This window comes from Hoeflea prorocentri (genome assembly GCF_027944115.1).
GTDB lineage: Bacteria > Pseudomonadota > Alphaproteobacteria > Rhizobiales > Rhizobiaceae > Hoeflea_A > Hoeflea_A prorocentri.
This window is the reverse complement of record NZ_JAPJZI010000001.1, coordinates 1,760,634-1,786,499: the sequence shown is the minus strand read 5'-3', so window position 1 is coordinate 1,786,499 and position 25,866 is coordinate 1,760,634. Positions and strand designations below refer to the sequence as shown.

Annotated in this window: 25 protein-coding genes and 1 tRNA gene; 21 read left to right on the top strand and 5 right to left on the bottom strand. The window is 55.7% G+C overall.

Features of this window, described 5'->3' with window-relative positions; translation table 11 throughout:
• The first annotated feature begins 21 nt into the window (after window positions 1–21).
• The 3 genes from OQ273_RS08315 to OQ273_RS08305 are packed head-to-tail and all read left to right on the top strand — an operon-like array spanning window position 22 to window position 1,502.
• Window positions 22–705: a L,D-transpeptidase gene (locus OQ273_RS08315; RefSeq protein ID WP_267989984.1), complete on the top strand. Its 684-nt coding sequence runs from the start codon at window positions 22–24 to the stop codon at window positions 703–705.
• A 23-nt stretch (window positions 706–728) separates the two neighbouring features.
• Window positions 729–998 (top strand): hypothetical protein, encoded by a 270-nt coding sequence (locus tag OQ273_RS08310; RefSeq protein ID WP_267989983.1) that lies wholly within the window; start codon window positions 729–731, stop codon window positions 996–998.
• Window positions 999–1,007: 9 nt separating this feature from the next.
• Window positions 1,008–1,502, top strand: a complete 495-nt coding sequence (locus tag OQ273_RS08305) for a thioredoxin domain-containing protein (RefSeq protein WP_267989982.1) — start codon at window positions 1,008–1,010, stop codon at window positions 1,500–1,502.
• Between the two features lie 11 nt (window positions 1,503–1,513).
• Here the strand turns inward: OQ273_RS08305 and OQ273_RS08300 are convergent, their stop codons facing one another.
• Window positions 1,514–1,990, bottom strand: coding sequence for a DUF3788 domain-containing protein (locus OQ273_RS08300; protein WP_267989981.1), 477 nt, complete (start codon window positions 1,988–1,990; stop codon window positions 1,514–1,516).
• 816 nt (window positions 1,991–2,806) lie between these two features.
• Here OQ273_RS08300 and OQ273_RS08295 point away from each other — a divergent pair.
• A complete protein-coding gene (locus OQ273_RS08295; RefSeq protein ID WP_267989980.1) occupies window positions 2,807–3,304 on the top strand; it encodes a GNAT family N-acetyltransferase in 498 nt (165 codons plus the stop codon).
• A gap of 79 nt (window positions 3,305–3,383) precedes the next feature.
• Here the strand turns inward: OQ273_RS08295 and OQ273_RS08290 are convergent.
• Both OQ273_RS08290 and OQ273_RS08285 read right to left on the bottom strand, forming a co-directional pair.
• A tRNA-Ser gene (locus OQ273_RS08290) sits at window positions 3,384–3,473 on the bottom strand.
• A gap of 299 nt (window positions 3,474–3,772) precedes the next feature.
• Window positions 3,773–4,849: an NAD(P)-dependent alcohol dehydrogenase gene (locus tag OQ273_RS08285; protein ID WP_267989979.1), complete on the bottom strand. Its 1,077-nt coding sequence runs from the start codon at window positions 4,847–4,849 to the stop codon at window positions 3,773–3,775.
• Between the two features lie 420 nt (window positions 4,850–5,269).
• Between OQ273_RS08285 and OQ273_RS08280 the strand changes: the two genes are divergently transcribed.
• The 12 genes from OQ273_RS08280 (at window position 5,270) to OQ273_RS08225 (ending at window position 19,839) form a co-directional block, all read left to right on the top strand.
• A complete protein-coding gene (locus tag OQ273_RS08280; protein WP_267989978.1) occupies window positions 5,270–8,053 on the top strand; it encodes a cation-transporting P-type ATPase in 2,784 nt (927 codons plus the stop codon).
• Window positions 8,053–9,771 carry a cation:proton antiporter gene (locus OQ273_RS08275; protein WP_267989977.1) on the top strand — a complete coding sequence of 573 codons (1,719 nt, stop codon included), beginning with the start codon at window positions 8,053–8,055 and terminating at the stop codon, window positions 9,769–9,771. The genes OQ273_RS08280 and OQ273_RS08275 overlap by 1 nt, the downstream gene beginning before the upstream one ends.
• 36 nt (window positions 9,772–9,807) lie before the next feature.
• Window positions 9,808–10,707 carry a universal stress protein gene (locus tag OQ273_RS08270; RefSeq protein WP_267989976.1) on the top strand — a complete coding sequence of 300 codons (900 nt, stop codon included), beginning with the start codon at window positions 9,808–9,810 and terminating at the stop codon, window positions 10,705–10,707.
• Between the two features lie 275 nt (window positions 10,708–10,982).
• Complete coding sequence (locus OQ273_RS08265; RefSeq protein ID WP_267989975.1) at window positions 10,983–12,053, top strand: septal ring lytic transglycosylase RlpA family protein; 1,071 nt, start codon at window positions 10,983–10,985, stop codon at window positions 12,051–12,053.
• Window positions 12,054–12,147: 94 nt separating this feature from the next.
• Entirely contained in the window at window positions 12,148–13,308 is a 1,161-nt protein-coding gene (locus OQ273_RS08260; protein WP_267989974.1) for a D-alanyl-D-alanine carboxypeptidase family protein, read from the top strand.
• A 114-nt stretch (window positions 13,309–13,422) separates the two neighbouring features.
• The gene (gene tmk / locus OQ273_RS08255) at window positions 13,423–14,088 is read left to right on the top strand and encodes a dTMP kinase (RefSeq protein WP_267989973.1); all 666 of its coding nucleotides are present in this window, start codon (window positions 13,423–13,425) and stop codon (window positions 14,086–14,088) included.
• Window positions 14,085–15,125 carry a DNA polymerase III subunit delta' gene (locus OQ273_RS08250; protein ID WP_267989972.1) on the top strand — a complete coding sequence of 347 codons (1,041 nt, stop codon included), beginning with the start codon at window positions 14,085–14,087 and terminating at the stop codon, window positions 15,123–15,125. The genes tmk and OQ273_RS08250 overlap by 4 nt, the downstream gene beginning before the upstream one ends.
• 62 nt (window positions 15,126–15,187) lie before the next feature.
• Complete coding sequence (gene metG, locus OQ273_RS08245) at window positions 15,188–16,738, top strand: methionine--tRNA ligase (RefSeq protein WP_267989971.1); 1,551 nt, start codon at window positions 15,188–15,190, stop codon at window positions 16,736–16,738.
• Window positions 16,739–16,743: 5 nt separating this feature from the next.
• Window positions 16,744–17,535 (top strand): TatD family hydrolase, encoded by a 792-nt coding sequence (locus OQ273_RS08240; RefSeq protein ID WP_267989970.1) that lies wholly within the window; start codon window positions 16,744–16,746, stop codon window positions 17,533–17,535.
• Entirely contained in the window at window positions 17,532–18,356 is an 825-nt protein-coding gene (locus OQ273_RS08235) for an MBL fold metallo-hydrolase (RefSeq protein ID WP_267989969.1), read from the top strand. Before OQ273_RS08240 ends, OQ273_RS08235 begins: the two co-directional genes overlap by 4 nt.
• Window positions 18,353–18,853: a YbaK/EbsC family protein gene (locus OQ273_RS08230; RefSeq protein ID WP_267989968.1), complete on the top strand. Its 501-nt coding sequence runs from the start codon at window positions 18,353–18,355 to the stop codon at window positions 18,851–18,853. Before OQ273_RS08235 ends, OQ273_RS08230 begins: the two co-directional genes overlap by 4 nt.
• A 17-nt stretch (window positions 18,854–18,870) precedes the next feature.
• Window positions 18,871–19,839, top strand: a complete 969-nt coding sequence (locus OQ273_RS08225; protein WP_267989967.1) for an alpha/beta hydrolase — start codon at window positions 18,871–18,873, stop codon at window positions 19,837–19,839.
• A 205-nt stretch (window positions 19,840–20,044) separates the two neighbouring features.
• Here OQ273_RS08225 and OQ273_RS08220 read toward each other — a convergent pair whose 3' ends face one another.
• Window positions 20,045–20,569, bottom strand: a complete 525-nt coding sequence (locus OQ273_RS08220) for a TetR/AcrR family transcriptional regulator (protein ID WP_267989966.1) — start codon at window positions 20,567–20,569, stop codon at window positions 20,045–20,047.
• Window positions 20,570–20,746: 177 nt separating this feature from the next.
• On the opposite strand from OQ273_RS08220, the gene OQ273_RS08215 reads away from it, so the two are divergent.
• Both OQ273_RS08215 and OQ273_RS08210 read left to right on the top strand, forming a co-directional pair.
• On the top strand, window positions 20,747–21,679 hold the full coding sequence (locus OQ273_RS08215; RefSeq protein ID WP_267989965.1) for a hypothetical protein: 933 nt from the start codon (window positions 20,747–20,749) through the stop codon (window positions 21,677–21,679).
• 177 nt (window positions 21,680–21,856) lie between these two features.
• The gene (locus OQ273_RS08210; RefSeq protein ID WP_267989964.1) at window positions 21,857–22,888 is read left to right on the top strand and encodes a helix-turn-helix transcriptional regulator; all 1,032 of its coding nucleotides are present in this window, start codon (window positions 21,857–21,859) and stop codon (window positions 22,886–22,888) included.
• A gap of 35 nt (window positions 22,889–22,923) precedes the next feature.
• Here the strand turns inward: OQ273_RS08210 and OQ273_RS08205 are convergent, their stop codons facing one another.
• Window positions 22,924–23,832: a DMT family transporter gene (locus tag OQ273_RS08205; protein ID WP_267989963.1), complete on the bottom strand. Its 909-nt coding sequence runs from the start codon at window positions 23,830–23,832 to the stop codon at window positions 22,924–22,926.
• 82 nt (window positions 23,833–23,914) lie between these two features.
• On the opposite strand from OQ273_RS08205, the gene OQ273_RS08200 reads away from it, so the two are divergent.
• From OQ273_RS08200 to mazG, 3 genes are all read left to right on the top strand, one after another.
• Entirely contained in the window at window positions 23,915–24,172 is a 258-nt protein-coding gene (locus tag OQ273_RS08200) for a hypothetical protein (RefSeq protein ID WP_267989962.1), read from the top strand.
• A gap of 23 nt (window positions 24,173–24,195) precedes the next feature.
• Window positions 24,196–24,798, top strand: coding sequence for a LysE family translocator (locus OQ273_RS08195; RefSeq protein WP_267989961.1), 603 nt, complete (start codon window positions 24,196–24,198; stop codon window positions 24,796–24,798).
• 244 nt (window positions 24,799–25,042) lie between these two features.
• Window positions 25,043–25,861: a nucleoside triphosphate pyrophosphohydrolase gene (gene mazG / locus OQ273_RS08190; protein ID WP_267989960.1), complete on the top strand. Its 819-nt coding sequence runs from the start codon at window positions 25,043–25,045 to the stop codon at window positions 25,859–25,861.
• Window positions 25,862–25,866 lie beyond the last annotated feature (5 nt).

Here is a 25,866-nt window from a genome sequence, read left to right as displayed (position 1 = left end):
CCGCAGACGGGAACAAAGATGATGAAAAAAACACCTACGGGCAGCACCCGCCGGGCCTTTTTGGGCGCTTGCGGCAGCTTTGGCCTGCTGACCGCCGCCGGATGCACGGTTACGGCCGATCCGAATAAAGCGCCAGCCAATTCGAGGTTCGGTCCGCTAACAGGCAGGGCACTTTATCCGGCCTTGCCAAACGAAAAGTTCCCCATTCCGGCTGTTAAGCCGGGAGAACTTAAACCCAAATATCAACGCCAGCGCGTCAACTATAAAACCTCTGAGAAACCCGGAACCGTTGTCGTCGACACGCGCAACTTCTACCTTTATCACGTCGAGCCGAACGGGCAGGCCATGCGTTACGGAGTGGGCCTCGGCAGGGCAGGATTTGCCTGGTCCGGACGTGCACGCATTGCCTGGAAACGCAAATGGCCAACGTGGACCCCGCCGGCCTCAATGATCAGGCGCGAGCCGCATCTGGTCAAATGGAGCGCAGAGAATGGCGGCATGCCGCCAGGGCTCAACAATCCACTGGGGTCACGTGCGCTCTATATCTTTCAGGGCAACCGGGACACGCTTTACCGGCTTCACGGAACACCCGAAATCGCGTCCATCGGACGCGCCGTTTCAAGCGGCTGCGTGCGCCTCGTCAATCATGATGTCATCCACCTCTACGACCGTGTGAAACCCGGTTCGGCCATCGTGGTGATCTGAGACAAACTGTCCGGGACAGTGGCATGAACGCATATACGAAACGCCGCCGAAAAGACCGCGCGTCGAAGCATTCCGGTTATCAATCGGGCAAAGACGTTGGTGAACTTTGGGGGAAACGTGACGTCTCCAGGGACGACGAATCCACACGAGACATTGCGGGCATGGCGCGATCGCTCGGATTTTCGAGCAGCGAGGTTCTCGAAATCGAGAGGCTCTATCTTATCGCCCCAAAACACAATCAAGATGAACGTCAGGACAGCAATCCAGGCCGCGACGATTCATCAGTAAAATGAGCAATCCCTATGAAAAAGCACGGAAATTCAAACCGCTCCTCGAGAGGTAAATCGAAAGAACAGAAAAAAACCGGCCAGACGCCCGACAAGGGCCGCCGCAACTTTCTTCGCCTGGCGCGTAACGGTGCCATCGGTGTTGTCGCAGTCGGTGGCGTTGGTGTGTTTTTCGTTCAAAACGTCAGAAGTTCGATGCATGAGCATGACCTGTCGCGCATAACCAATGGCAAGCCGACAGTCGTGCAGATCCACGATCCGCAATGCACCATGTGCCTTGCCTTGCAAAAACAGGCCCGCCGGGCGCTGAACCAGTTCGATGACAACGAGATCGATTATGTCGTCGCAAACATCAGAACGAACGAGGGCAGAGCGCTCGCCGATCAGTATGGCGTTCCGCATGTCACGCTTCTGCTGTTTGACGAGAAGGGCGAACACAAGTCGACCTTACGAGGTCAGCGCCAGAGCAGGGAACTGGCGACAGCGTTTCGCCTGCTTGTCTCCGGGTAGCCACGACGGCCTCAGCTGTTTGAATTCGCCTTGGGTTTCCGCTTGATGCTCAAAAGCACCTTGGTGTCGTGCAAGATGACGTCATCGTCGACCGTAAGAAGCAACCACTTGCCGTCATGATATGTCGTAGCATTGTCATAGGCTTCCAATGTCCCGGGCGAGATTTGGTCTCTCACAAGCGCCACCTTCGAACGTTCCTTGGATCCGAAGGTGATCTGGAGTTTGAAAGCGTTCCGCTCCGGTATGAAGGTACAGAACGACCGGCTCTTTTTGTATCGTAAGGACCAGCCGTGCTTCTTCCCGCCATTCAGCCATTCGGGCACGAAGACGCCCGGATAAAGCGCGTCAATCATCTCACCAAGCCGGCGCCAGTAGTCGTAAGCAGATGCCCCAATCCAGCTTTTGACGGTGCGGGCGTCCGGCGGGGCATCCGGACTGACGATCCTTACAGCAGCCTCGGAGTTTCTCTGATCTTCACTCTTGTTCATCAAGGTCGTCTCGCTTGGAGTTCTGTTGGCGATGTGATGTCTGCTCATCGAATGAATGAAACTCTGGAAGAAAGCCGATCGCCAGTTTTTGATCCTCATCAAAATGACGGCACGTCCTTACCGGTACACAATAACGGTGGGTCAAAGCTCATTTTTGGATGCGCGCAAGAGCACGCGCTATAACGAAGGCGATCCTCACCTTAATTGGCCGGTTGCTTCACCAGCGGCGGTTCGGACCGCAAGACCGATCAGAGGGCACGGCCCAACACCGCATGATAGGCAGAGAGTGGCGGACCTTGCGGGTCAAAAAGGCAAACTAAATCTTCTCTATAGCCCTACGATAGCGCAACCTTAAGCTTCGAAACACTGACACACTCTACGTTGCTGAACTGCATGCCCTAACCGGTCTGGCTTTGTCGTCGCCGGATCACTCGTTCTGTCGGTCGCCGCAAGGCGAACATCCTCACTCAGGCCACGCTTTCAGGCGCGTTTCTATTTGATCTTTTTTCTGACCCCTGTAGGGTACTTAGCTTACCTCTGAAGGATGCAAAAATGTTGGTTTAGCTGCTTGCCCGATTTAAAGATCAATTGGAGCATTTGATCTTTAATTTGCATGCCTCAAGCTAGGTGAAAGCTAATGAATGCCCCACTTGTGTGGAGGCGTCCAACTTCAGCTTATGATGCTTCCCAGCCAAGGACTAGCCGTTTGGTGCTTTGTCCAACCGGTATGGCAAGTTAAGAGACATTTGCTCAACTCTCCAACATTTTGGCTGCGGCAATGCCCGTCAGCGGCCAAATTCCCCATATGAGGATCCCATGAGCAAACTGGATTTTGAAATTCGCCCCTTTACCGAAACCGATCTACCAACGTTGCAAGAGGTGCGTAAAGCGGCTTTCGCGCCCGTGTTTCAGTCTTTCCGGTCAATCATGGGCAAAGACATTGCCCGATTTGCCTATGCCGACGCCGAAATTGATCAGGGCGCACACCTTGATGAGATGTGCCGTCAAGGCTCCGATCACAAGGTTTACGTTGCAACTGTCGCCAGTCAGGTCGTGGGGTTTTGTGGTTACACGGCAAACCTCGGAAGCAAAGTCGGAGAGGTTGGTCTAAATGCCGTTCATCCAGACCTTGCTGGCGCAGGTATCGGAACCGCCATGTACAGTTATGTTCTGGCAAAGATGAAAAAGGAAGGCATGGCGGTTGCAACGGTGAGTACAGGCCTCGACCCAAGCCATGAACCCGCTCGACGAGCCTACTATAAAGCGGGCTTTGAACGGGGCATTCCATCCATCTGGCTGCTCAAAAAGCTATAAGTTCGGCAGTCTGCTAAGGCCACCTTTAACAAGCGTCGCAGAACCGGCGGCGAACGATGTTCGCATTTATGCTCCAGACTGGCGGAGGAGGTGGGATTCGAACCCACGAGACGGTCTCCCGCCTGCCGGTTTTCAAGACCGGTGCCTTCAACCACTCGGCCACTCCTCCAAGATATTGAGGGCATTAGCTTTTACTTGCTTCCGGGACCGGCCGTTTGTAACGGTTAAGCCCGGATTGCGACCCAATCTCTTGTCCGGGTGCCTTCTTAGCGTGTTTTATGGCCGCGTCAACTCGTTCCGCAGCATCCGCCTGAAATCCACATACATATGCTGCAAATTGCAGGGCGCATGGCGGATCATAGAGATCTTCACACAGCCACGCGTTCCTTGGACTATCGCAGAAATCCGGACGCAGGGAAAAGGTGCAAAAGGATCATTCCTATCGCACCTCATCGATCAGCGGCGGTTCTATGGAGTAATGGCGATTTTGAGCACGCCGTCGCGCTGGTTCGCAAACAGCTCGTAAGCCTCCTCGATCTGCTCCAGTTTGTAGTGGTGCGTCACCAGTGGCGTAAGGTCGATACGGTCCGACTCGATGACATTCATCAATCGGCGCATCCGCTCCTTTCCGCCAGGGCACAACGACGTGACGATCTTGTGGTCTCCCAGTCCCGCATGAAAAGCAGACAGCGGGATCGACAGGTCCTCAGCGTAGACACCAAGGCTTGACAGCGTTCCGCCCGGTTTCAGGACCTTGAGACTGGCCTCAAAAGTCGACTGCAATCCCAGTGCTTCGATTGCCACATCAACCCCGCGACCGTTCGTGAGCCGCAAGACTTCGTCGACCGGATCTGTCTTGTTGAAGTCGATCACGACATCGGCCCCGACACGTTTTGCCATTTCGATCCGCTCGGGAACCGTCTCCACGGCGATGATCGTTGACGCACCGCGAAGTTTGGCACCTGCTGTTGCGCAAAGTCCGATCGGACCCTGCGCAAATACCGCGACGGTGTCGCCGATCTTGATATTGCCCGACTCGGCTCCGGCAAAACCCGTCGACATGATGTCCGGGCACATAAGCACCTGTTCGTCGGTCAGACCGTCAGGGACCGGCGCCAGATTTGCCATGGCGTCCGGCACCCGAAGATACTCTGCCTGGGAACCATCAATCGTATTGCCGAAACGCCAACCACCCATCGGCTTCAGTCCGTGTGCGGCGCTCTGGCCGTCCTGTGCACAAAGCCCGTCCAGGCATGCGTTCGAATAGCCACTGGGGCAGATAGCGCCGGCGATAATCCTCTGTCCCTCGTGATAGCCGTGAACATTCTTGCCGAGCTTCTCGATCACGCCGACCGGCTCATGGCCAATTGTCAGTCCTTTGGCGACTGGATATTCACCCTTGAGAATGTGAACGTCGGTTCCGCAGATTGTGGTGGTTGTCAGCCGGATCAGGGCGTCGTTTGAACCAATATCCGGAATGGTTTTGTCTTCCAGAACGATTCTCCCAGGCTCCACAAATACAGCTGCTTTCATCTTCTGGGCCATGATTGACGGTAGCTCCTTTATCGCGACATCGGGTCAATTTGACACATCATGACCAAGCGCGGCTCAATCTTCTTGATCCACGTCAAAAATAGTTCTTATAGTTGTAGGTAGATTGCAAAACCCGACTGGAAATTCAGTTGACATATCGCTGTTGCGCCAACCGTATGGGGCGCTTCGCAATATTTCGAAGCTTCTGACGACCAGTGACATGATTGCCTGAGCCTGAATTGATGATGGAGATACTGAAGCGATAATTTCCAACGGTGAATTATACATCGAAATCAGACACTAGAGAGCGCTCGCTCATGTAGTAAGTCCGGTCTTTGGCAATCGTTTCTGAAATTGATTGAGGCTGACGATACCCAATCTTCTTGAATGTTCGATTTCCGGCGAATTCCCGGTTCAGCGAGGACTCGAGTAATGGCGATATTTCAGCCAAGAAAGCCGGGTCAGCCGACCAACCTGCAGCCGTGGCACGCACTCTCGGCCGACGATGTCCTCGCGTCACGCAATGCTACGCGCCATGGCCTGAGCGACCAGGAAGCCAGGAAACGTCTCGGACAGTTCGGACCCAACCAATTGCCGCAACGCAAGGCCCGCAGCCCGTTGGTCCGTTTCCTCGTCCAGTTCAACAATCTCCTGATTTACGTGTTGTTGAGCGCGGCAATTCTGACAGCGGCGCTTGCCCATTGGGCAGATACCGTTGTGATCCTGGCGGTTGCTGTCGTCAATGCGGTCATCGGCTTTGTGCAGGAAGGCAAAGCGGAAAAGGCGCTGCAGGCCATCAAGCAGATGCTGTCACCCCACGCCACGGTTTTGCGCGATGCACAGCGCAAATCTGTACCTGCCGAGGATTTGGTACCCGGTGATCTGGTTCTGCTGGAGCCCGGTGACAAGGTCCCGGCGGATATTCGCCTCACGCAGGTCAGGGGCGTGAGAATACAGGAAGCCGCCTTAACAGGTGAATCCGTTCCCGTCGACAAAACCGTCGACCCGGTTCCGGCTTCGACACCATTGGCAGACCGCACCAGCATGGCTTACGCTGGTTCTCTTGTCGCTGCGGGACAGGGGGCCGGAATCGTTGTCGAGACCGGTCCATCGATGGAAGTCGGCCGAATTAGCAGCATGTTGACAGAGGTTGAGAAACTCGCCACTCCGCTGCTGCACCAGATTAACATATTTGCCCGCTGGCTGACCGTGGCGATACTCCTGCTGGCGTGTGTCGTATTCGTTTTCGGACTGGTTTTACGCGGCTTCGAGCCTGCGGACATGTTCATGGTTGTTGTCGGACTTGCCGTCGCTGCAATTCCGGAGGGATTGCCAGCCATCCTCACCGTGACGCTTGCCATCGGCGTTCAACGCATGGCGGCGCGCAATGCGATTACCAGGCGTTTGCCTGCCGTCGACACGCTTGGATCGGTCTCGATAATCTGTTCAGACAAAACCGGTACGCTTACGCGCAATGAAATGATGGTCGGGTCGGTTGCAACGGCCGACCATTCATTCCTTGTCAGCGGCACGGGCTATGAACCCCGAGGCAAATTCAGCGTCGAAGGCAGACCAATCACCCCGGGGCACAACCCATTATTGCTGGAAGCAACGCGGGCCGCCGCTTTGTGCAACGATTCAGCCCTTTCCAACAAGGCAGGGCATTGGACGGTCGAAGGCGATCCCATGGAGGGGGCTCTACTGACTGCGGCCGTGAAGGCTGGCCTCGACCCGACAGTGGAGGCCGGGCTCGTCCCGCGAATTGATGTGATACCCTTCGACGCGGCGCACCGCTTTATGGCGACACTGCACGAGAGACCGTCAGGGGAACGCGTAATCTATTTGAAAGGTGCGCCCGAGCAGGTCATCGACATGTGCGCCCGCCAACGTAATGGCGAAAACGACCAGCCGATTGACAGAAAATACTGGAATGCCAGGACGGAAGAGATGGCGGCGCAGGGACAGCGCGTATTGGCCGTTGCCACAAAGGTAACAACAAGCCAGGAACTTCGATTTTCTGATGTCGAAACCGACCTGACGATCCTCGGGCTTTTCGGTCTCATTGATCCGCCACGTGAGGAGGCCATAGCCGCGGTTTCCGAATGCCAGTCGGCCGGCATCCGCATAAAGATGATCACGGGCGACCATGGCGGCACGGCACAGGCGATCGCCAGGCAACTTGGTCTCATCAACAAGACAGACGTTCTGACGGGCAGGGACATCGATGCGCTGAGTGACGAAATCCTGGCTGAACGGGCTCCCGATGTCGATATCTTCGCGCGCACGAGCCCGGAACACAAACTCCGCCTCGTACAGGCCTTCCAGACCAATGGCCACGTCATCGCGATGACCGGCGATGGTGTGAACGATGCCCCGGCACTAAAGCAGGCCAATGTTGGTATCGCCATGGGGCGTAACGGCACCGAGGCAGCCAAGGAAGCAGCGGAGATGGTGCTGACGGACGACAATTTCGCGTCGATCGATGCAGCAGTCAGGGAAGGCCGGACCGTTTATGACAATCTGAAAAAGGCGATTGTCTTTCTGTTACCTGTCAATGGTGGCGAGGCCTTTGCCATCATCGCGGCAATCCTCATGGGTTCCGCCATGCCGATCACGCCTTTGCAAATCCTCTGGGTCAACATGGTGAGTTCTGTGGGACTGGCCATGGCACTGGCTTTCGAGCCGGCCGAGGCGGACATTATGAAACGCCCTCCAAGGCCTGCTGACGAACCAATGCTGTCGGCATTTCTTTTGTGGCGCATTGCCTTCGTTTCGGCTTTGTTTGTGCTTGGCATATACGGGATCTTTTCGTGGACGCTTGCGAACGGTTCGACCCTTGAAGAAGCCCGCACCTATGCCGTCAACACGCTGGTGGTAATGGAAGTTTTTTATCTTTTCAGTGTGAGATATCTGCGGGCGCCGTCTTTGACCCTGATCGGTATACGCGGAACGCGTGCAGTGCTTATCGCCGTTGCCGTTGTGGTGGTTCTTCAACTCGTCTTCACTTATGCCCCGTTCATGGAGGCCTTCTTCGAAACACGCCCGGTCGACTTCATACATGCAGTCGAGATTATCGGCGTTGGAGTTGTCTTGTTCGCGATTCTCGAAATCGAAAAATGGATACGTATCCGGATAATCCGCCATCGGCGTTCCTCTGATGGGCGGACTGTGAGCCCCGGTGGCATGAAGACGCCCATAAGGGAGAGGGGCCAGTGATGCTGGAGATTGTCTCCACCTCGGTTTTCTATGAAGTGGCAGCCCTGCTCGTACTCGCCGCAGGCGTGGGGCTTATCGGCGTCCTGCTGCGCCAGCCGCTGATTGTCAGTTTCATTGCCGTTGGCATCCTGGCCGGACCGTCCGTGTTTGGGCTTGCCCAGTCGGAAGAGCACATCGGCCTGCTTGCCGAACTCGGCATCTCCATTCTCTTGTTTCTGGTGGGGCTTAAGCTCGACATAAGACTGGTGCGCACCCTCGGGCTGGTTGCGCTGATGACCGGCCTGGGACAGGTGGCGTTCACCTCGATTATCGGTTTCGGCATCGGACTGGCACTTGGTTTCGACATCACAACAAGCCTCTATGTCGCGGTTGCGCTGACATTCTCCAGCACCATCATCATCGTCAAATTGCTCTCGGACAAACGCGAAATCGACTCCTTGCATGGTCGCATAGCGCTCGGTTTCCTGATCGTACAGGATCTGGTGGTCGTCTTGGCGATGATCGTGCTGTCGGCCATCGGGGTTGGGACCCAGAGCAACACTGCAGCAGGCGATATCTTGCTGATCTTCCTGTCAGGCATAGCCATGTTGGTCGTTGTCGGTATCTTTATCCGTTATATCGCGGAGCCACTGGTCGAGCGTCTGGCGCGCGCGCCGGAACTCCTCGTCTGCTTTGCGATAGGCTGGGCTGCGCTGTTTGCCGCTGCCGGCGACTTTCTGGGATTCAGCATGGAACTCGGAGGCCTGTTGTCGGGTGTTTCGTTGGCTTCCACCCGATTGCGCGAAGCCATGGCTGCCCGGCTGGCACCGCTAAGAGACTTTCTTCTGCTTTTCTTTTTCATCGCGCTGGGAACGCATCTTGATCTCTCGATCGTCGGCGAACAGGCGCCGGCCGCGATCATCTTTTCTATGTTCGTGTTGATCGGCAATCCTCTCATTGTGCTCGCCATTATGGGTGCCATGGGATATCGAAAGCGGACCGGTTTTCTCGCCGGTCTCACGGTTGCGCAGATCAGTGAATTCTCCCTGATATTCATGGCGATGGGGGTCTCGCTGGGTCATGTCGGAACCGACTCGCTGGGGCTTGTGACCCTGGTAGGCATCATCACCATATCTCTGTCGACCTACATGATCATGAACTCCCATTGGCTTTATGGTTGGCTCGATCCATTGCTCAGTCCGTTCGAGCGAGCCGGAACGCCGCGTGAAGCTGACGAACAGGAGATGCCGGACAAGGTTCAGTACGATGTCCTGTTGTTCGGGCTTGGCCGCTATGGCGGCGCGATTGCGCAACGTCTCAGGGCTCGAGGTCTCCGCGTTCTCGGTATCGATTTCAATCCAGTCGCAGTGCGGCGTTGGCAGGAAGAAGACTTCGAGGTGATTTATGGCGACGCATCAGATCCGGAATTTATCGCCAATTTAAAGCTTTCCGGTGTGACCTGGGCCATCTCCGCCGTGCCGGAAAGCGAAACGGGGATAACCGGGGATGATTCAAGAGTTGCACTCATTCACGCCCTGCGGGAACAGGATTTTCAGGGCAAGATCGCCGTTACCTCACACCGGGATGAGGAGTGGGAACATTTGCGGTCAAACGGCGCCAATCTGATCCTTGAACCGTTCCAGGACGCTGCCGATCAAGCCGCAGATCTCCTGACCGGATCGCGGCATCCTCCGCGATTTGAAGTGATCGAACCGCAAGATCAAAAGGAATTGTCGTGATCCGGCCTACTCCAGCAATCTATTAAGGAGCTACAGATGAAAACGATTATGTTGGCGACAGACTTCTCTGAACGCTCCGACCGCGCCTTGCGGCGCGCCACGCTGCTGGCAGAGCAATTCAATGCCTCTTTGTCGATCATTCATATCGTCGATGATGATCAACCCAAGCGCCTGGTTGAACGGGAGAAGCAGATTGCGGAGAACTACCTGCATCAATTGGAAAAGACAGTCACGAAGATGGACGGCGTGACCTGTACATCCGAGGTAATCTTTGGCGCACCTCATGACGGGATCGCCCAGGCAACGAACAATGCCAGTCCCGATTTGCTTGTTGTAGGACCGCACCGCCGACAGGCATTGCATGACGTATTTGTCGGCACCACAGCCGAGCGAACCATCCGGGCTGTCCAGTGCCCCGTCCTTATGGTGAATGCACCGCCGCTCGGACATTACCGCCGCGTGCTCTTGACAACCGATCTGTCGGAGAGCGCACGCGCTACAATTGAGCGTTTTCTGGCCTTGGGAATACCTCAGAAGGCAGACTGCGAGCTGCTTTATGTATTCGATGCACCGGCACTTCACCTTGCGATGAGCCACACGATAGGAATTGACGAGAAGGAAGCTTACATTGCGGATGAAAAGGAGAATGCTGCAAAGGATCTGGCTGACTTCACGTCGACCCTGGGAGGAGAAATCTTCGATCAGATATTACGCCTTGCGAAACAGAAACCGGCGCAAGAAATTCTGACCGTGGCGCAATCTCAGGAAAGCGACCTGATCGTGGTCGGAACCAGCGGCAAAGGCGGTATTGCAAAGTTCTTTCTGGGAAGCGTTGCGGAAGAAGTGCTCCGGTCTGCAGACCGCGATATTCTTGCTGTGCCGCCAGGCAACGCCGTCCAACAGGCCGTTGGTGATGACAGCGGCGGTTCGCAATAGGCACCAACGGATATTGAATTGAAAATCCAGCGGGAAGCGTTGGAAATACATACGCTGAATGGCGGGAGCGCCATCCTTAAGGTGCGGTTAACCACAGTCCGAGCAATTCGATTCAAATGCGCCGCATTTAATGCCAGCGCCGGGAATTTCTGGCATTGTGGCAGTCGGGCTTGGCTCACAATGCCTTCTCTGCTATCAAGGCATTGGGAAATAAGCCAAATGTCGTAATCCAGTCCTTCAGTTCGACGTTCAGCGATATCGGAATGATAAAATCGATGCAAAACGGTTTTGTAAAAACCAGGTGCGGGCAGACGAGTGGCTGCGCTCATGGCGGCATCTCGAAGAAACTTTTTCACATCGGTATTTTGATCGCTGGAGGCATCGCGCTCTCGGCTTGCGGTGGCAGCCCCGAGAACCGAGCGGACATCAACACAAAGACCAAATTCAAGTCGAAAGACTATGGCGTTTCAGCCAGCAAACGCGTGACGGTTTCAAAGAACGTTCCGAAGGGCGGCGGCACGTACAAGATCGGGAAACCCTACAAGGTTAAAGGTCGGTGGTTCCATCCCAAGGAAGAGAAGGACTACGACAAGCGCGGCTACGCCTCGTGGTACGGCCCGAATTTTCACGGTCGTCTGACGGCCAATGGCGAGGTTTATGATCAGTATCATTTGTCCGCCGCACATCCGACGTTTCCGCTGCCCAGCTACGCAAGGGTCACAAATCTGAAAAACGGACATTCCGTTGTGGTGCGCGTAAATGACCGCGGGCCCTTTGCAAAAGGGCGGATTATCGACGTCTCCAGCAAGACCGCTGATGTACTGGATATGAAGCAGGAGGGCGTTGCCAAGGTGCGCGTCCAATATATCGGTAAGGCGCGCATGGACGGTCAAGACATGCGCTACCTGACGGCATCCTTTATGAAGGATGGCCGGCGAACACCGATCGACACAGAAGACACCGGTCGCTCGGGCGTCATGCTCGCCTTGAACAAGCCAAGACAATCAATTGCATCGGTCTTCGGGTCAAACGAAGTCGAGGTCGCAGCGGCAGCGCCTGCTGCCGGCTTTGCTCTGGCGGCGCCAAGCAACTCCATATCCGCAAAGAGTGGCCGGCTTCCCGGCACGATCGAAGTCGCGCTGCCCGCTGTCGGACCTGTACCGAGAGAACGTCCGCCATATGTACCGGCGCTCGCAAGCGGCACGGGTGGATCAAAGACTCTCTCTTCCTACGCCCAACAGCGGATCGAACAACAGGCTGATACACCGTTCCGTGTCCTCCTGTCGGGTTCGAACAATCTGACGGGCGAGATGATCACGGCATCCTGGAAACGCCGAAATCTGTGACCGCTTAACCGTTCCGACCGATCGTCGTTGATCGGCCTCTGCTTGATTGCTAACCTTGTTCCACGGGTGTTGCGTAGTCAGGGGTTCGGTGTTCATGTTCCATCGTTGTGGACCGTTATTTGTTGTCATTGCGCTGATCGCGGTGACCTTCATTTCAACCGCCGCAAGTGCACAAGTCTTTGAAACGAAAGCAAAACAAGCTTATCTGATCGAGGCAGAAACCGGCACCGTCCTGTTCGCGAAGAATGAGGACGATCTCATACCGCCGGCATCGCTCGCCAAATTGATGACCATGGAACTGGTCTTCAAGTCGTTGAAAAACGGCGAGTTATCGCTCGAGGATACGTTCGAAGTCTCGGAGAATGCCTGGCGCACCGGCGGCGCGGTGTCGGGAACCTCGACCATGTTCGCAGAGATCAATTCCTCTATTGGGGTTGCAGATCTCATTCGTGGAGTCATCGTCCAATCCGGCAATGATTCCTGCATCATCCTGGCCGAGGGTATGGCAGGCTCCGAAGAAATCTTCGCTGAAATGATGACGGAAAGGGCGAGGGAACTTGGCCTGGAAAAATCGGTTTTCGCAAACTCGACCGGACTGCCGCATCCCGACTCAAAAGTGACCGTTCGCGAACTGGCCTTGCTGGCACGACACATCCAGCAATCCTATCCGGAATACTATCCGATCTATTCCGAACTGGATTTTACCTGGAACAAGATTATCCAGCGCAACCGCAATCCGTTGCTTCGTGCAAATATCGGCGTCGATGGCCTCAAGACCGGCTTCACCGAGGCCTCCGGTTACGGCATCGTCAGCTCGATCGAGCGCGAGGGCAGACGCCTGTTTCTGGCGATGAGCGGCATGAGCAGTGTCAAGGAGCGAGCCCAGGAAGCCCGCAAGATGCTCGAATGGGGTCTGCGCAGTTTCGAAAGGCGGGATCTGTTTGCCGCCGGTGAAGTCGTCGGAGCAGCCTCGGTCTATGGCGGTGAAAGCTCAAGGATCGGCCTGATGGCTGACGGGCCCGTGAGCATCTTTGTACCGATTACGAACTCGGATCGCCTGAAAGCAAGGATCGTCTACGATTGGCCGTTGACCGCGCCGGTAGAAGAGGGCAGCCCGATCGGGACGCTGAATGTCTGGGTTGGAGATACGCTCAGTCAGCAAACCCCGCTTTATGCGGCGGAATCGGTGTCGAAAGGACCGCTGCACAGCCGGGCGCTCGATGCACTGCAGGAACTCATGCTGTTCTGGCTCTAGCACCTTACGCCATGGTCGATCCACGATCTGTATGCAGGCAAGTGGCACATTGTCTGGACGACCGGTCAAAACACCCGTAATAACGGACGCGAAAATCGCGGAGATGACGGGCTTTTGACAGGTCGATTTATCACATTTGAAGGCGGAGAAGGCGCAGGGAAGTCGACCCAGATCCAGTATCTGGCCGAAACGCTCCGCTCGCGCGGTTTCGATGTTTTGATGACCCGCGAACCGGGAGGTTCACCCGGCGCCGAGGCTGTACGACATGTTTTGCTGTCGGGTGCGGCCGAAGAATTCGGCGTGCGAATGGAAGCGGTCCTGTTCGCCGCCGCGCGCAGCGATCACGTGGAAGAACTGATCCGCCCGGCAATCGAAGACGGCAAGATTGTCCTGTGCGACCGTTTCATGGATTCATCGCGCGTCTATCAGGGCATCAGCGGCGATCTCGAACCTGAATTCGTCAACGCGCTGGAACGGGTTGCAATCAACGGAATGGTTCCGGACCTGACCATTATCCTCGATCTGCCGGCCGAAGTCGGCTTGGCGCGCGCGATCAAACGCAACGGCAGCCAAGGGTCAGGCCCGGACCGCTATGAAAAGGAATCGCTTGCCGTACATCAAAAGCGGCGCGACGCCTTCCTGGATATTGCCGCCCGCGAACCGCAACGGTGTAAGGTTGTCGACGGCAATCAGCCGGCGGACGCCATAGCACAGGACATCGAAAGGCTCGCCTTGGACCTCCTCGCCGGCACGCAGGCACATGGAACAGCTGAACCATGAATGCCGACACCGGAGTACTCGACGGGGCGATCCCGCCATCCCAGAACACTCGCCTTTTCGGTCATGAACAGGCATGCGCATTTTTGGCCGACGCCTACAGGTCCGACCATTTGCACCACGCAATCCTTCTTGAGGGCCCGGAGGGGATCGGCAAGGCGACCCTTGCATATCGCTTTGCCTATCATCTCCTGATGCATGAAGATCCGAAGACGGCTCCAGCGGCTCTAGCCGACCCTGATCTCGCTTCTCCGGTCATAAGACAGGTGGCGGGCGGTGCCTCTCACAATCTCCTTCATCTGGCCCGACCGCTCGACACGAAAACCGGACGTGTCAAATCCGCCATTACGGTCGATGAGGTGCGCAGGGCAGGGCACTTCCTTTCTCAAACGTCGGGAAGCGGAAACTGGCGTATTGTCATCGTGGACCCGGCTGACGATATGAACCGGTCTGCTGCCAATGCAATCCTAAAAATTCTTGAGGAGCCGCCAAAGAAGTCGTTGTTTCTGGTGTTGTCGCACGCGCCGGGCAAGTTGCTTCCGACCATCAGGTCACGTTGCATGCCGCTGCGCCTTACCCCGCTGAACGACCAGCAGATGCGCGAAGGCCTCGCGCACCTTGAATTGTCGGACCATCAGGAGCCGCAGATCGTCGACGCGGTCATCAGGCACTCGGAAGGCAGCCTGTCGAATGCAATTCTTCTTTTGCGTTATGGCGGGCTGGAGATTGCCGAGGCCTTCGAACAAATCCTGAAGGACGGGCCGGAACGCTCACAGAAAAAGATCCATACCCTGGCCGATTCGATGACCGCACGTGACCGGGAAACGGCATATGCATTCTTTACGGCCTATGCAGCGAACCGGCTGGTCTCTCTTGCCCGCGAGGCCGCCGCAGACGGAGATCTGCATACCGCACAGCACTGGGCATCCGCCTCCAGCGGCCTGCAGGAAAACCTGGCAATTGCCGATGGCTACAATCTTGACCGCAAGCAAACGATCTTGTCGGTCTTTTCTTCTGTCTTTCGAATGCCGGCGGCATAGCCAGCGCTTTCATTTTGCCGTAAGACGGCTTCAACCATCACCCGCACAAGTGACCAAACGAAATGAGCGACAACAACCGCTTTTATATAACGACGGCCATCTCCTATCCGAACGGAAAGCCGCATATCGGCCATGCCTACGAGCTGATCGCGACAGACGCGCTGGCGCGTTTCCAGCGCTGTGACGGCAAGGACGTCTATTTCCTGACGGGAACCGACGAGCACGGTCAAAAAATGTTGCAGACTGCGCGCAACGAGGGCATTCCTGTGCGCGAACTGGCGGACCGGAATGCCGCCGAGTTCCAACGGATGGCGCAAGTGCTCAACGCCTCCAACGACGATTTCATCCGCACGTCCGAGGAACGCCACCACAAGGCAAGTCAGGCCATCTGGGAAAAGATGGTCGCGACCGGCGATATCTACAAGGATACCTATGCCGGCTGGTATTCGGTGCGGGACGAGGCCTATTATCAGGAAAGCGAGACCGAACTGCGCGATGATGGCGTGCGTTACGGCCCGCAAGGTTCGCCCGTCGAATGGGTTGAGGAGGAAAGCTATTTCTTCCGCCTGTCAGCCTATCAGGACCGGTTGCTTGAGCTTTACGAGAAGCAACCCGACTTTATCGGGCCGTCGTCGCGGCGCAATGAGGTCATGGCTTTCGTCAAATCCGGACTGAAGGATTTGTCCATGTCCAGAACCACCTTTGACTGGGGTATCAAGGTGCCGGACGACGAGCGTCATGTAATGTATGTGTGGGTCGACGCGCTGACCAACTACATTACGGCTCTCGGCTATCCCGATACGTCGAATGCGCTTTGGAAATACTGGCCCGCCCTTCACATCATCGGCAAGGACATCATCCGCTTTCATTCGGTTTACTGGCCGGCCTTTTTGCTATCGGCAGGCGTTGAGCTTCCAAAACGTATCTTTGCCCATGGGTTTCTCTTTAACCGGGGCGAAAAGATGTCGAAATCCGTTGGCAATGTCGTCGACCCGTTCACGATGGTAGACCACTACGGTCTCGATCAGGTGCGTTACTTCTTCCTGCGTGAGGTGCCGTTCGGGCAGGACGGCAACTACAGCCATGAGGCCATCGTCGGGCGGATCAACTCTGATCTCGCCAACGATCTGGGTAATCTAGCGCAACGATCCCTGTCGATGATTGCCAAGAATTGCGACGCCAAAGTTCCGCAATGCGGCGATCTTACGGACGCCGACAAAGCCATCATGACGGCTGCCGACGGATTGCTGGAAAAGTCGCGCGACGCAATGAACCGCCAGGCAATCCACACGGCGCTTGCTGATATATTCGCAACCGTATCGGAGGCCAATCGCTACTTTGCCGGCCAGGAACCATGGGCACTGAAAAAGACCGACCCGGCCCGCATGGAGACAGTCCTTTACGTGACCATTGAGGTGATCCGTCAGGTCGCGATCCTGTGTCAGCCCTTCATGCCGGACGCAGCCTCAAAGCTGCTCGACATTGTCTCGGTGAGCGAAGCGGAGCGGACTTTCGACAAGCTGGGCGCTGCCGGGCGGCTCCGGATCGGTGCCGACCTGCCGAAACCTCAGCCGGTTTTCCCTCGCTATGTGGAAGCCGAACAGGGCGAGTAAACATCATGCTTGTCGACAGTCACTGCCATCTGGACTTTCCGGATTTTGATGCCGAGCGCAACGATATCATCGCGCGCGCAAAATCGGCCGGTGTGGAGCTGATGGTGACGATCTGCACAAGGATCGCCAAGTTCGATCGCGTGCGTGCGATCGCAGAACAGTATGACAATGTCTACTGCTCCGTCGGAACCCACCCGCACAACGCGGATGAAGAGCTTGATGTGACCGCGGATGAGCTTGTGCGACTTGCGGACCATCCGAAGACGGTCGCCATCGGCGAGGCCGGGCTGGATTATTTTTATGACAACGCACCGAGAGATGCGCAGGCAACAGGCCTCAGAAATCACATCGCCGCAGCCCGCACCGCGCAGCTTCCACTGATCATTCACGCACGCGATGCCGATGACGATATGATTGCGATCCTGACCGAAGAGACGGGCAGGGGGGGCTTCCCGTTCGTCCTCCACTGCTTTTCTTCCGATGAGAAGCTCGCGCGCACGGGAATAGACCTTGGCGGTTACGTGTCGTTTTCCGGTATCGCGGCCTTCAAGAAATCCGATGCGCTCCGCGACATTGCCAAAACGCTTCCGACGGACCGGATCCTTGTGGAGACGGATGCGCCTTATCTTGCACCGCCGCCCCATCGCGGCCAACGCAACGAACCATCCTATGTCGTCCACACGGCAAATATTCTCGCACAGGCTCTCGATGTGCCTGAGGAGACGTTCCATCAGCAGACGACGGAAAACTTCTTTCGCCTGTTTTCCAAAGTTCCGAAGCCTGCCTCAGCGTCATGAAAGTCACCCAACGTTTCACCATTCTCGGCTGTGGTTCGTCTCCGGGCTGCCCGCGTATAACAGGGGACTGGGGCGCGTGCGATCCGGACAATCCCAGGAACCGGCGCCTCAGAGCATCCTTGCTGATCGAGCAGTTCGATCCGGATGGCAACAGCACAGCCGTCGTTATCGATACAGGGCCGGATTTCCGCACGCAGATGACCATGGCCGGCGCCACCAGGCTCGATGCAGTCGTCTACAGCCATCCGCATGCGGATCATCTCCACGGCATCGACGACCTGCGCGGCCTTGTCATCGAGCGCAAGAAACGCATGCCCGTTTATGCCGACAAGCAGACGATGGAACGGCTTCGCGACGGTTTCAGTTATTGTTTCCAGTCGCCGCCCGGGAGCAATTATCCGCCGATCGTCAAGGGTCATGACATTGAAAACACGCAGGACCCGATTGTTGTCAGCGGGGAAGGGGGCCCGCTTACCCTGCTCCCGCTTGAACAGTTGCACGGAGACATTATCTCCCTTGGCTTCCGCATCGGAAATCTTGCCTATTGCAGCGATGTCAACGGCTTTCCGGAAGAAACGGTGGATCGGCTGACAGGACTTGATGTGCTCATCATAGATGCCCTGCAATATCGTCCGCATCCAAGCCATTTCTCCCTCTCGGAAGCACTTGAATGGATTGAGCGACTGAGGCCCAGGAGGGCCATTCTCACCCACATGCATGTCCCGCTCGACTACGATACAGTCATGCGGGAGACACCTGACCATGTGGAACCCGGATACGATATGATGGTCATCGAACAGGCAATGGAGCTTGAAGCGTGAATACGCCGGATGGAAGCACGGGCAAACTGTCGAGTATCGATCGGGTGCGCAACGCCGCACGGACGCTCGGTCTTCAGATCGATATTGTCCGCATGGACCAGTCCACACGCACAGCCCAGGAGGCTGCCGATGCCTGCGGATGTTCCGTGGCGCAGATCGTGAAGTCGCTGGTGTTCGAGAACGCCGACACCGGGGCACTTATATTATTACTTGTTGCAGGTAATAATAATGCCGATCTGGATTTGATCCGAGAAACCCACGGCCTGACACTTCAGCGGTGCGATACGAGAAAAGTCCGCAATGAAACCGGGTTCGCCATCGGCGGTGTTGCGCCGATCGGCCATATCAATCCAATACGAGTTCTGATGGATGAAGGACTGCTGGCGCACCCGGCTGTCTGGGCGGCCGCGGGACGTCCTGATAGTGTCTTCAGCGTCGAACCCAACGCGCTTTGCGCAGCCATAAGCGCTGAAACAATCAGCGTCGCAAATCCATAACGCCGATGCTTAAGCGCATGCTAATCCCGCTTCTTTTGATTCCGGTCATCTATGTCCTGATTGCGTTGACGCTTTCGGCAATCCCGCCATCGGTGCGCGAAGCGCGCTCTTTGAACTTCGAACGTCTGACCGGACGTGAAACGGCTCAAGCACCGGAGCTGCAGATATTCAAGGCACGGGACGGGCAGGCGATGTCCTACGCCCATTACCCGGCAGACACGCGCTTGAAAGTTATTCTGGTCCACGGCTCCGCCTACCACGGCCGCTATCTCGCACCGCTTGCCAGCCATCTTTCGGCCGCCGGCATAGCTGATGTCTGGGTTCCGAACATCCGTGGCCATCTCGGATCAGGACAAAGACGTGGCGACATTGAGCGTATCGGACAGCTTGAGGCCGATATGGACGATCTCATCGCTCTCATCCGTCAAAACGACCCTGAGGCACAAATTGTCGTCGGCGGACATTCTTCAGGCGGCGCGTTCGCCATGCGCTACGCATCCGGCGTCGGCGCCGGCCTGGTACACGGCTATTTCGGTCTTGCTCCATTTCTCGGCCCGGACGCACCCACAATGCCTGACACGGATTCCGGATGGGCACACATCTCGCTGCCGCGCATCATCGGGCTCTCGATGCTCAATACAGTCGGCATCCGTGTGCTGAACGGCCTTGAGACAATCCGTTTCAATCTGCCTGAGCGATATCGCGACGGAAGCGAAACACTTGGGTATTCATACAGGCTGATGACAAACTTTGCGCTCAGACCGAATTTTGAAGCCGACATTGCCGGTCTGCCGGAAAGATCGATCATCATGGTGGGCAGTAAGGACGAAGCCGTCAAGGCCGAAGCATTTCCCGGTCTATTCAAACGGTTGGGCAAGAACGCTGAGGTGCTGGATAATCTCGATCACTTCGCCATTGTCCTGGACGACAGCACCATGGCGCGGCTTGGCGCATGGCTGTCCGCCCAAAGCTCACATACAAATTAGTTCCATAATCTATCTTATGCGATCTTGTTGTACAGGCATACGCACACATGTCGGGCTGATGATCACAGATCGAAACTGAATCGCCTCATGTCGTTCTGAACACCTGCCTCTATCCATCAGGATGATGGAAGCCGCTTCATGGGTGGCCGATTATCCTGTTCCACATGGTTCCCAACAGTCATGAGCTTGGCCCACGCCATCTGTTCTATCGCGCGATACCGGTCCAGATAGAGCGAAATACAAGATCAGCTTTCTGCAGGTCATGCGAGCCGCCCGACAGCATCCTGCGTGCCAGGTTGACCGCAGGTCCAAAGAGCAATGAAATGACGCAATCCATTGGCATGTCTTTCAAAGTACGGTCGTTAATCGCATCACCCAGCACGCCGTGGATGTCCCCGGCCATGCCCGCCACCTCTTCCAATTGATCAGGGCCCAGGAGCTTCTCGGCGGCCACGATCTCGTGAAAGGCAAACATGTCAGGATTCTCGAGCATAAACCCAAACATCGCGAACCACATTGAGCGTATACGTTTTGCACTATCTGCTCCCGGGCCGGAGGCCGTCATCATCGCATCGTGCAACAGTGATTTGATTTCCAGATAGATGGACTGCAGCATTTCATCCTTGTTTGGGTAGTACACGTAAATTGTGCCGGCAGAGACCCCTGCCCGCTTCGCAATACGCGAGACCGGCGCCTTATCGAGACCGTTCTCAACGACATCTGCGATCACTGCATTTCGGATCGCTATGCGTTTGTTCTCGTCTTTTGTTTGAGCTATCGGAACCCCCGGTCACATCCTATGACTGTTTCTCATGCCCGACACATATCTTTACCGGATTTCGCGTTCTGTTGCTTGTATAATGAATGAACGTTCATTATACAAGCAACAACGAACCAGGAGAATCCCATGGCCGCTACATCCAAAATCCTTACGACGTCTCTCGTGGCGGCGTTGGTCCTGTCAGTCCCTGCCATAGGAGCGGAGACCATGACAACCGAAGAGATCAAGAACGGCTTCCACAAGCACGCCGCTCTCACGCAATTGCATCGTTGGTACCTTCTTTACGAGGAGCCGAAATACGGCATCGACAACCAGCTTGATATTCTCGACACGAATGTGACGATAAAGTCGGGTCTCGGCGAAGCAACCGGCCATGAGCAATATGCGGAACGTGTAAGGCAGATTCCCGCCAGCTGGCAAAACGCCCATGACGTCAAATCAACCGATATGACGATCGGCGAGGACGGGTCGGTCAATTTGATGGCAACCATTACCTATCTGAACAAGGGCGTACTGGAAGACGGAGGCGTGCGCTCGGCCGAACTCTCCTATACAACCACACTCGCACCAACAGATACGGTTCTGCCGAAATTCACATCCATAGAGATCGTGCAGGACAGTGATGGCACCGCCGCGGAGTTCGTTTCCGAATACGGCAACAACCGGATGCGCAGCCTTGTGCACTACTGGCTGGCGCTTATTGAGGATCCGTCCCGCAATCCGGAACCCGTGAAAGAAATTCTTGCCGACGACTTCAGCCTGAATTTCTCCAGCGGCGCGATCACCGACTTTGACGGCTTCAAAGCCTGGCTGACCGGTCCGGCATCAGCCGTTGTCGCCAGCACACACAAGATCAGCGACTTCTCCCAGGAGAGCGTTGGTGACAATGAATACAGGGTTTCCATGACTTTCGATTGGAATGGCATTTTGCCGGATCAGACCGAGATGACCGCGAAGACAAGACACACTTGGCTGGTGGTGGATGATCCGAGCGAGCGCTTCGCCCGCATCAAGACGGTTGATGTCGAGGTGATTGAGCCATTCAGGCCAAAGGGCTGAGCAACAATTCCAAGTACAAAATAGCATTCTACGGACTGCTGTCCGCAAGACTCCAGCTGTAACCTTCACAACAACATGTGGATGGACAATACTGCCCGTGACGCGGCGAATCATCTACTTCTGAAGCCATAGAACTTCCCGCGGCCGGTTTTGCCCCCAAGAGCAAAGGCCTCTGTTTTGAGCTTTACGTTACAATCATTCGAAAAATTCAGAAAACGATACAGCTCAATCCTCTCCGGCACAGTCGAAATGATCGGCGACGGCATTTCTCAGAGAATAGGAGCCTACAGCGCCAAACCTACGGCCGTAAGAGGACGGGATGCGCGTTCCGAATTCGCTGGTTTTACAGGCGCGAACGTGACGCTGAATTGCGTAAACTGGGGCTCCCCGGTTGTGGGCACCGCCTTGGACGACCACAACACATTCTGTCTCAGTATTTCACTTGAAGGACACGCGAAAACATTTGATCCGGATTTAGGCACGATAGACCCTCGCATTGATGAAGCGAGGGTTTTTTGTTGGCAGGCCGGAACACAAACCGTTTGCTCAGACAGCAATACCGTCATCAACTTTTCGGTCCCTTGCGATCTTCTGCAGCACCGGGTCAAAACAATGTATGACAATGAGCTGAACGATGCATTGACCTTCTCGCCCCTGCTGGATCTGAACTCGGCCAGAGCCAAACCGATACTCAGCTTGATTGATCACTTCAAATCGCTGATTACGGAAACCCCGGAAGTTCTGAACAATCCTCTTATTGCGACAAATCTCAATGAGACTGCGGTATCGATAATACTATCCAGTCTGCAACATAACTATGCTGATCGGCATTTGCCGATAGGAAACGACGTCGCCTTAAGACGCGTTAGTCTCGCCGAAGAGTATATGCGTGCCCACGCGGATCAACCCATAACCGTTGAAACGCTTGCCCAGCATACGAACTGTGGTGAGCGTGCGTTATTTGCGGGCTTCCGTCGATATCGAAACGCGACGCCAATGTCAGTTTTACGGGACATCAGATTGGACAATGCCTATTCCGACCTTCAAGACGGAGCCTGCTCGGTAACCGAATGCGCATTTAAGTGGGGTTTTTCCAACTTGGGTCGATTCTCAAAACTCTATTCCGAAAAACATGGCGAAAAGCCATCGCAGACCGCAAACAGCTCTGGAATGCATGCGATCGGGAAAACCGTTGTTGGTCGACGATAAAACTCACCGGTGTCCGTCTTTGAACCGCCATGCTCTCATGACCGGTGGCGCCGCGATTGCGCACGTTCCCGGTGAAAGATGTAAGCCGAGGATGCCAGGATAACGCAGGCTCCGGCTATGGTGTGCAGATCCGGTATCTCGCTGAACAGGATGAATCCGAAAACGGCTGCATAGACAAGCTTGGTGTATTCCATATTGCCGACAACGCTGGCTTCACCCGACCGAAGTGCCTGCACGCCCACCCATTGCCCAAGTGTCGCAAGAACACCCATTGAGATGAGCAGAACCCAGCCGTAAAAATCCGGCGTGACCCACAGCCAGAAAAGCGGCACACCGGCCAATACGCCGACAAACAGCGCCTGATAGAGCAAAAGGGTTGCCGTGGATTCGGTCTGTGAGAGCTTACGCACCGATACAACGGCCACCGCCGCACCAAGGGCACTGGCAAGAGGTATAAGGCCGGCAAGGCTTGTAAAGCCGCCCGCCCCCGGCCGCATGGCGATCAGGACGCCAAGGAAGCCGACAATGACTGCGATGATCCGATGGGGGCCAACCGGCTCCTTCAGGAAGATCAACGCAAACAACACGACGAAGAACACCTGCGCAAAAGTAATCGTGGTCGCCGTTGTCAGTGGCAGCACCGCCACGGCCCAGATCCCGCATGACAAGGCAACGAAGGCGCCGCTCAGCCGTATCGCATGAATTCCCGGCCGCGATGTTTTCAGGCTGGAGGGAAACGACCGTGCAATTGACGGCAATGAAAAGACGAAAATAAGCGCTTGGCGAAAAAACAGGATTTGCAGCACATGATATTCGTGCACCGCGATCTTGGCCATGGCGGCAACTGCTGAAAACAGCCCCGCCGCCAGCAGGCCCCATACGATGCCTCCGGTATTTCCGGACAAGCCGCCGATCCCCCTCCCCAGATAATTCTCGCCGGCCATGCTGGTTTTCCCTTGCGATCAAATAGGTCGTTGGTACCATGGTACCAAATAACACGAAACACCTTTCCGGTGGAGAGATGAAATGTCCCCAGTCCAAAAGACAGTCGAACGCGTTCAGACCGGTGTGCGAATAGAAAGGCGTATCCTGCAGATCCTGAAAGCCGTCGCAGCGCACAAAGGCATCGGCTTGGGTGACCTGCTCGAAGGCATCGTATTGCACAGCTTTGAAGGAAAACAGCCCTTTAACGAACAATCACTGGATTTCATTCGGCAGATGCAGCATGCCTATGGCCTTGATTTGACTGCTGCAGACAGCCACAGGCTTTATGAGAAAACATAACAGGCGCCGGAGGATTTCGTTCCATGACCATCGAACATTTGCTGGCATTCAACATTGCGCTTTTCGCCGCCATTGTCAGCCCGGGCCCTGCCCTGTTGCTATCGATTCAAACCACACTCAGGTCCGGTCGCAGCGCCGGCATAGCCGTCGGCATCGGCCTTGGTTTGATGGCTTCCCTATGGACCATGATGGCTTTGCTCGGGCTCGAAACGATTTTCAAGATCATGCCCTGGGCTTATGTGGCGATGAAAATCCTCGGCGCAGCTTATCTCCTCTACATCGCCCTGGTGATGTGGAAAGGGGCAAGGGACAAAATAGAAGCGCAGACGGCACCGTCCAGAAACGCCTTCAGGCAAGGCTTTCTGGTCAACGCCTTCAATCCCAAATCGGTGCTTTTCGCGGCAGCCGTGCTTGTCGTAATTTTCCCGAAGCACATGACACTGATTGAAAACGCTGCCGTTGTTTTCAATCACCTGATGGTGGAACTCTGTTTCTACAGTGCTGTTGCTGTTGCAATGAGCACACCGGCAGCACGAAACACCTATCTGAGGGCTAAGGTCTATCTCGACCGGATAGCCAGTCTTGTTTTGAGCGCCCTCGGACTGCGCCTGCTTCTGAGCCGCTGACCGCCAGGTCGAGGTCACATCGTGACCGCGACCTCGGGTTCCAGTTCAAATCCTTTGATCATCCGCAAGCGTGCCTATTTGTCATCAGAAAAATCAGCGGCATGTACTCGTTCGACGGCAATTCGTGGACAATATGCCCAGTTCCTGAAGGGCCAACGCGATTGAAAGGATTCTGCTGTGGATTCTGCTCCACTCGCCGAATTGTATGCCACTCTGTCCGAACGAAAGGTCTACAGTGAGCGTTATGGAAGCTTCAAAAGACATCCGCCGTCTTCTTGACATCATGGCCGCCTTGCGGGACCCGCAGACGGGCTGCCCCTGGGACGTCAAGCAGAGTTTCGCAACGATCAAGCCTTACACGATCGAAGAGGCCTACGAGGTCGCTGACGCCATTGAACGAAACGATCTCGATGACCTTTGCGACGAGCTTGGTGACCTGCTTCTCCAGGTCGTTTTCCATGCGCGCATGGCCGAAGAGCTTGGCGAATTCGACTTTGGCGATGTGGTTCACGCCATCACCCTGAAGATGATCCGACGTCATCCACACGTATTTGCGAACTCAACGGAAGACACACCGGAAGGCGTGAAACTGCAATGGGAAGAGATCAAGGCTCTGGAGAAGGCGGAGCGCTTGGAACGGCGCCGTGCGCGCGGCATTGAAGAAACCGGGCGGCCAGGCCTGCTTGATGGTGTTCCACATGCACAACCGGCATTGTCCGAGGCTCTCAAGCTGCAACAGAAGGCGGCGCGTGTCGGATTTGACTGGAAAGAAGCAGCGCCCGTGCTGGATAAAATCGAAGAAGAATTGTCCGAGTTGAAGGACGCCCTCGCCGAAGGCGATAGGGAACGTGTCCGCGACGAGTTCGGAGATCTGCTTTTCGCCTTCGTCAATCTTGGCAGGCATGTCGATGCTGAACCGGAAATGGCCTTGCGCGGAACGAATTCAAAGTTCAGAAAACGATTTTCCCACATTGAAACGGAGTTGGCACGTCGGGGCACAGAGCCGGCTGATGCAACACTCGAGGAAATGGAAGAACTCTGGAACGAAGCCAAGAGACTCTAGCGCCG

Coding starts and splice junctions, on each gene's coding strand:
- OQ273_RS08315 (WP_267989984.1), top strand. CDS start 22: ATGAAAAAAACACCTACGGGCAGCACCCGCCGGGCCTTTTTGGGCGCT.
- OQ273_RS08310 (WP_267989983.1), top strand. CDS start 729: ATGAACGCATATACGAAACGCCGCCGAAAAGACCGCGCGTCGAAGCAT.
- OQ273_RS08305 (WP_267989982.1), top strand. CDS start 1,008: ATGAAAAAGCACGGAAATTCAAACCGCTCCTCGAGAGGTAAATCGAAA.
- OQ273_RS08300 (WP_267989981.1), bottom strand. CDS start 1,990: ATGAACAAGAGTGAAGATCAGAGAAACTCCGAGGCTGCTGTAAGGATC.
- OQ273_RS08295 (WP_267989980.1), top strand. CDS start 2,807: ATGAGCAAACTGGATTTTGAAATTCGCCCCTTTACCGAAACCGATCTA.
- OQ273_RS08285 (WP_267989979.1), bottom strand. CDS start 4,849: ATGGCCCAGAAGATGAAAGCAGCTGTATTTGTGGAGCCTGGGAGAATC.
- OQ273_RS08280 (WP_267989978.1), top strand. CDS start 5,270: ATGGCGATATTTCAGCCAAGAAAGCCGGGTCAGCCGACCAACCTGCAG.
- OQ273_RS08275 (WP_267989977.1), top strand. CDS start 8,053: ATGCTGGAGATTGTCTCCACCTCGGTTTTCTATGAAGTGGCAGCCCTG.
- OQ273_RS08270 (WP_267989976.1), top strand. CDS start 9,808: ATGAAAACGATTATGTTGGCGACAGACTTCTCTGAACGCTCCGACCGC.
- OQ273_RS08265 (WP_267989975.1), top strand. CDS start 10,983: ATGCAAAACGGTTTTGTAAAAACCAGGTGCGGGCAGACGAGTGGCTGC.
- OQ273_RS08260 (WP_267989974.1), top strand. CDS start 12,148: ATGTTCCATCGTTGTGGACCGTTATTTGTTGTCATTGCGCTGATCGCG.
- OQ273_RS08250 (WP_267989972.1), top strand. CDS start 14,085: ATGAATGCCGACACCGGAGTACTCGACGGGGCGATCCCGCCATCCCAG.
- metG (WP_267989971.1), top strand. CDS start 15,188: ATGAGCGACAACAACCGCTTTTATATAACGACGGCCATCTCCTATCCG.
- OQ273_RS08240 (WP_267989970.1), top strand. CDS start 16,744: ATGCTTGTCGACAGTCACTGCCATCTGGACTTTCCGGATTTTGATGCC.
- OQ273_RS08235 (WP_267989969.1), top strand. CDS start 17,532: ATGAAAGTCACCCAACGTTTCACCATTCTCGGCTGTGGTTCGTCTCCG.
- OQ273_RS08225 (WP_267989967.1), top strand. CDS start 18,871: ATGCTAATCCCGCTTCTTTTGATTCCGGTCATCTATGTCCTGATTGCG.
- OQ273_RS08215 (WP_267989965.1), top strand. CDS start 20,747: ATGGCCGCTACATCCAAAATCCTTACGACGTCTCTCGTGGCGGCGTTG.
- OQ273_RS08205 (WP_267989963.1), bottom strand. CDS start 23,832: ATGGCCGGCGAGAATTATCTGGGGAGGGGGATCGGCGGCTTGTCCGGA.
- OQ273_RS08200 (WP_267989962.1), top strand. CDS start 23,915: ATGTCCCCAGTCCAAAAGACAGTCGAACGCGTTCAGACCGGTGTGCGA.
- OQ273_RS08195 (WP_267989961.1), top strand. CDS start 24,196: ATGACCATCGAACATTTGCTGGCATTCAACATTGCGCTTTTCGCCGCC.
- mazG (WP_267989960.1), top strand. CDS start 25,043: ATGGAAGCTTCAAAAGACATCCGCCGTCTTCTTGACATCATGGCCGCC.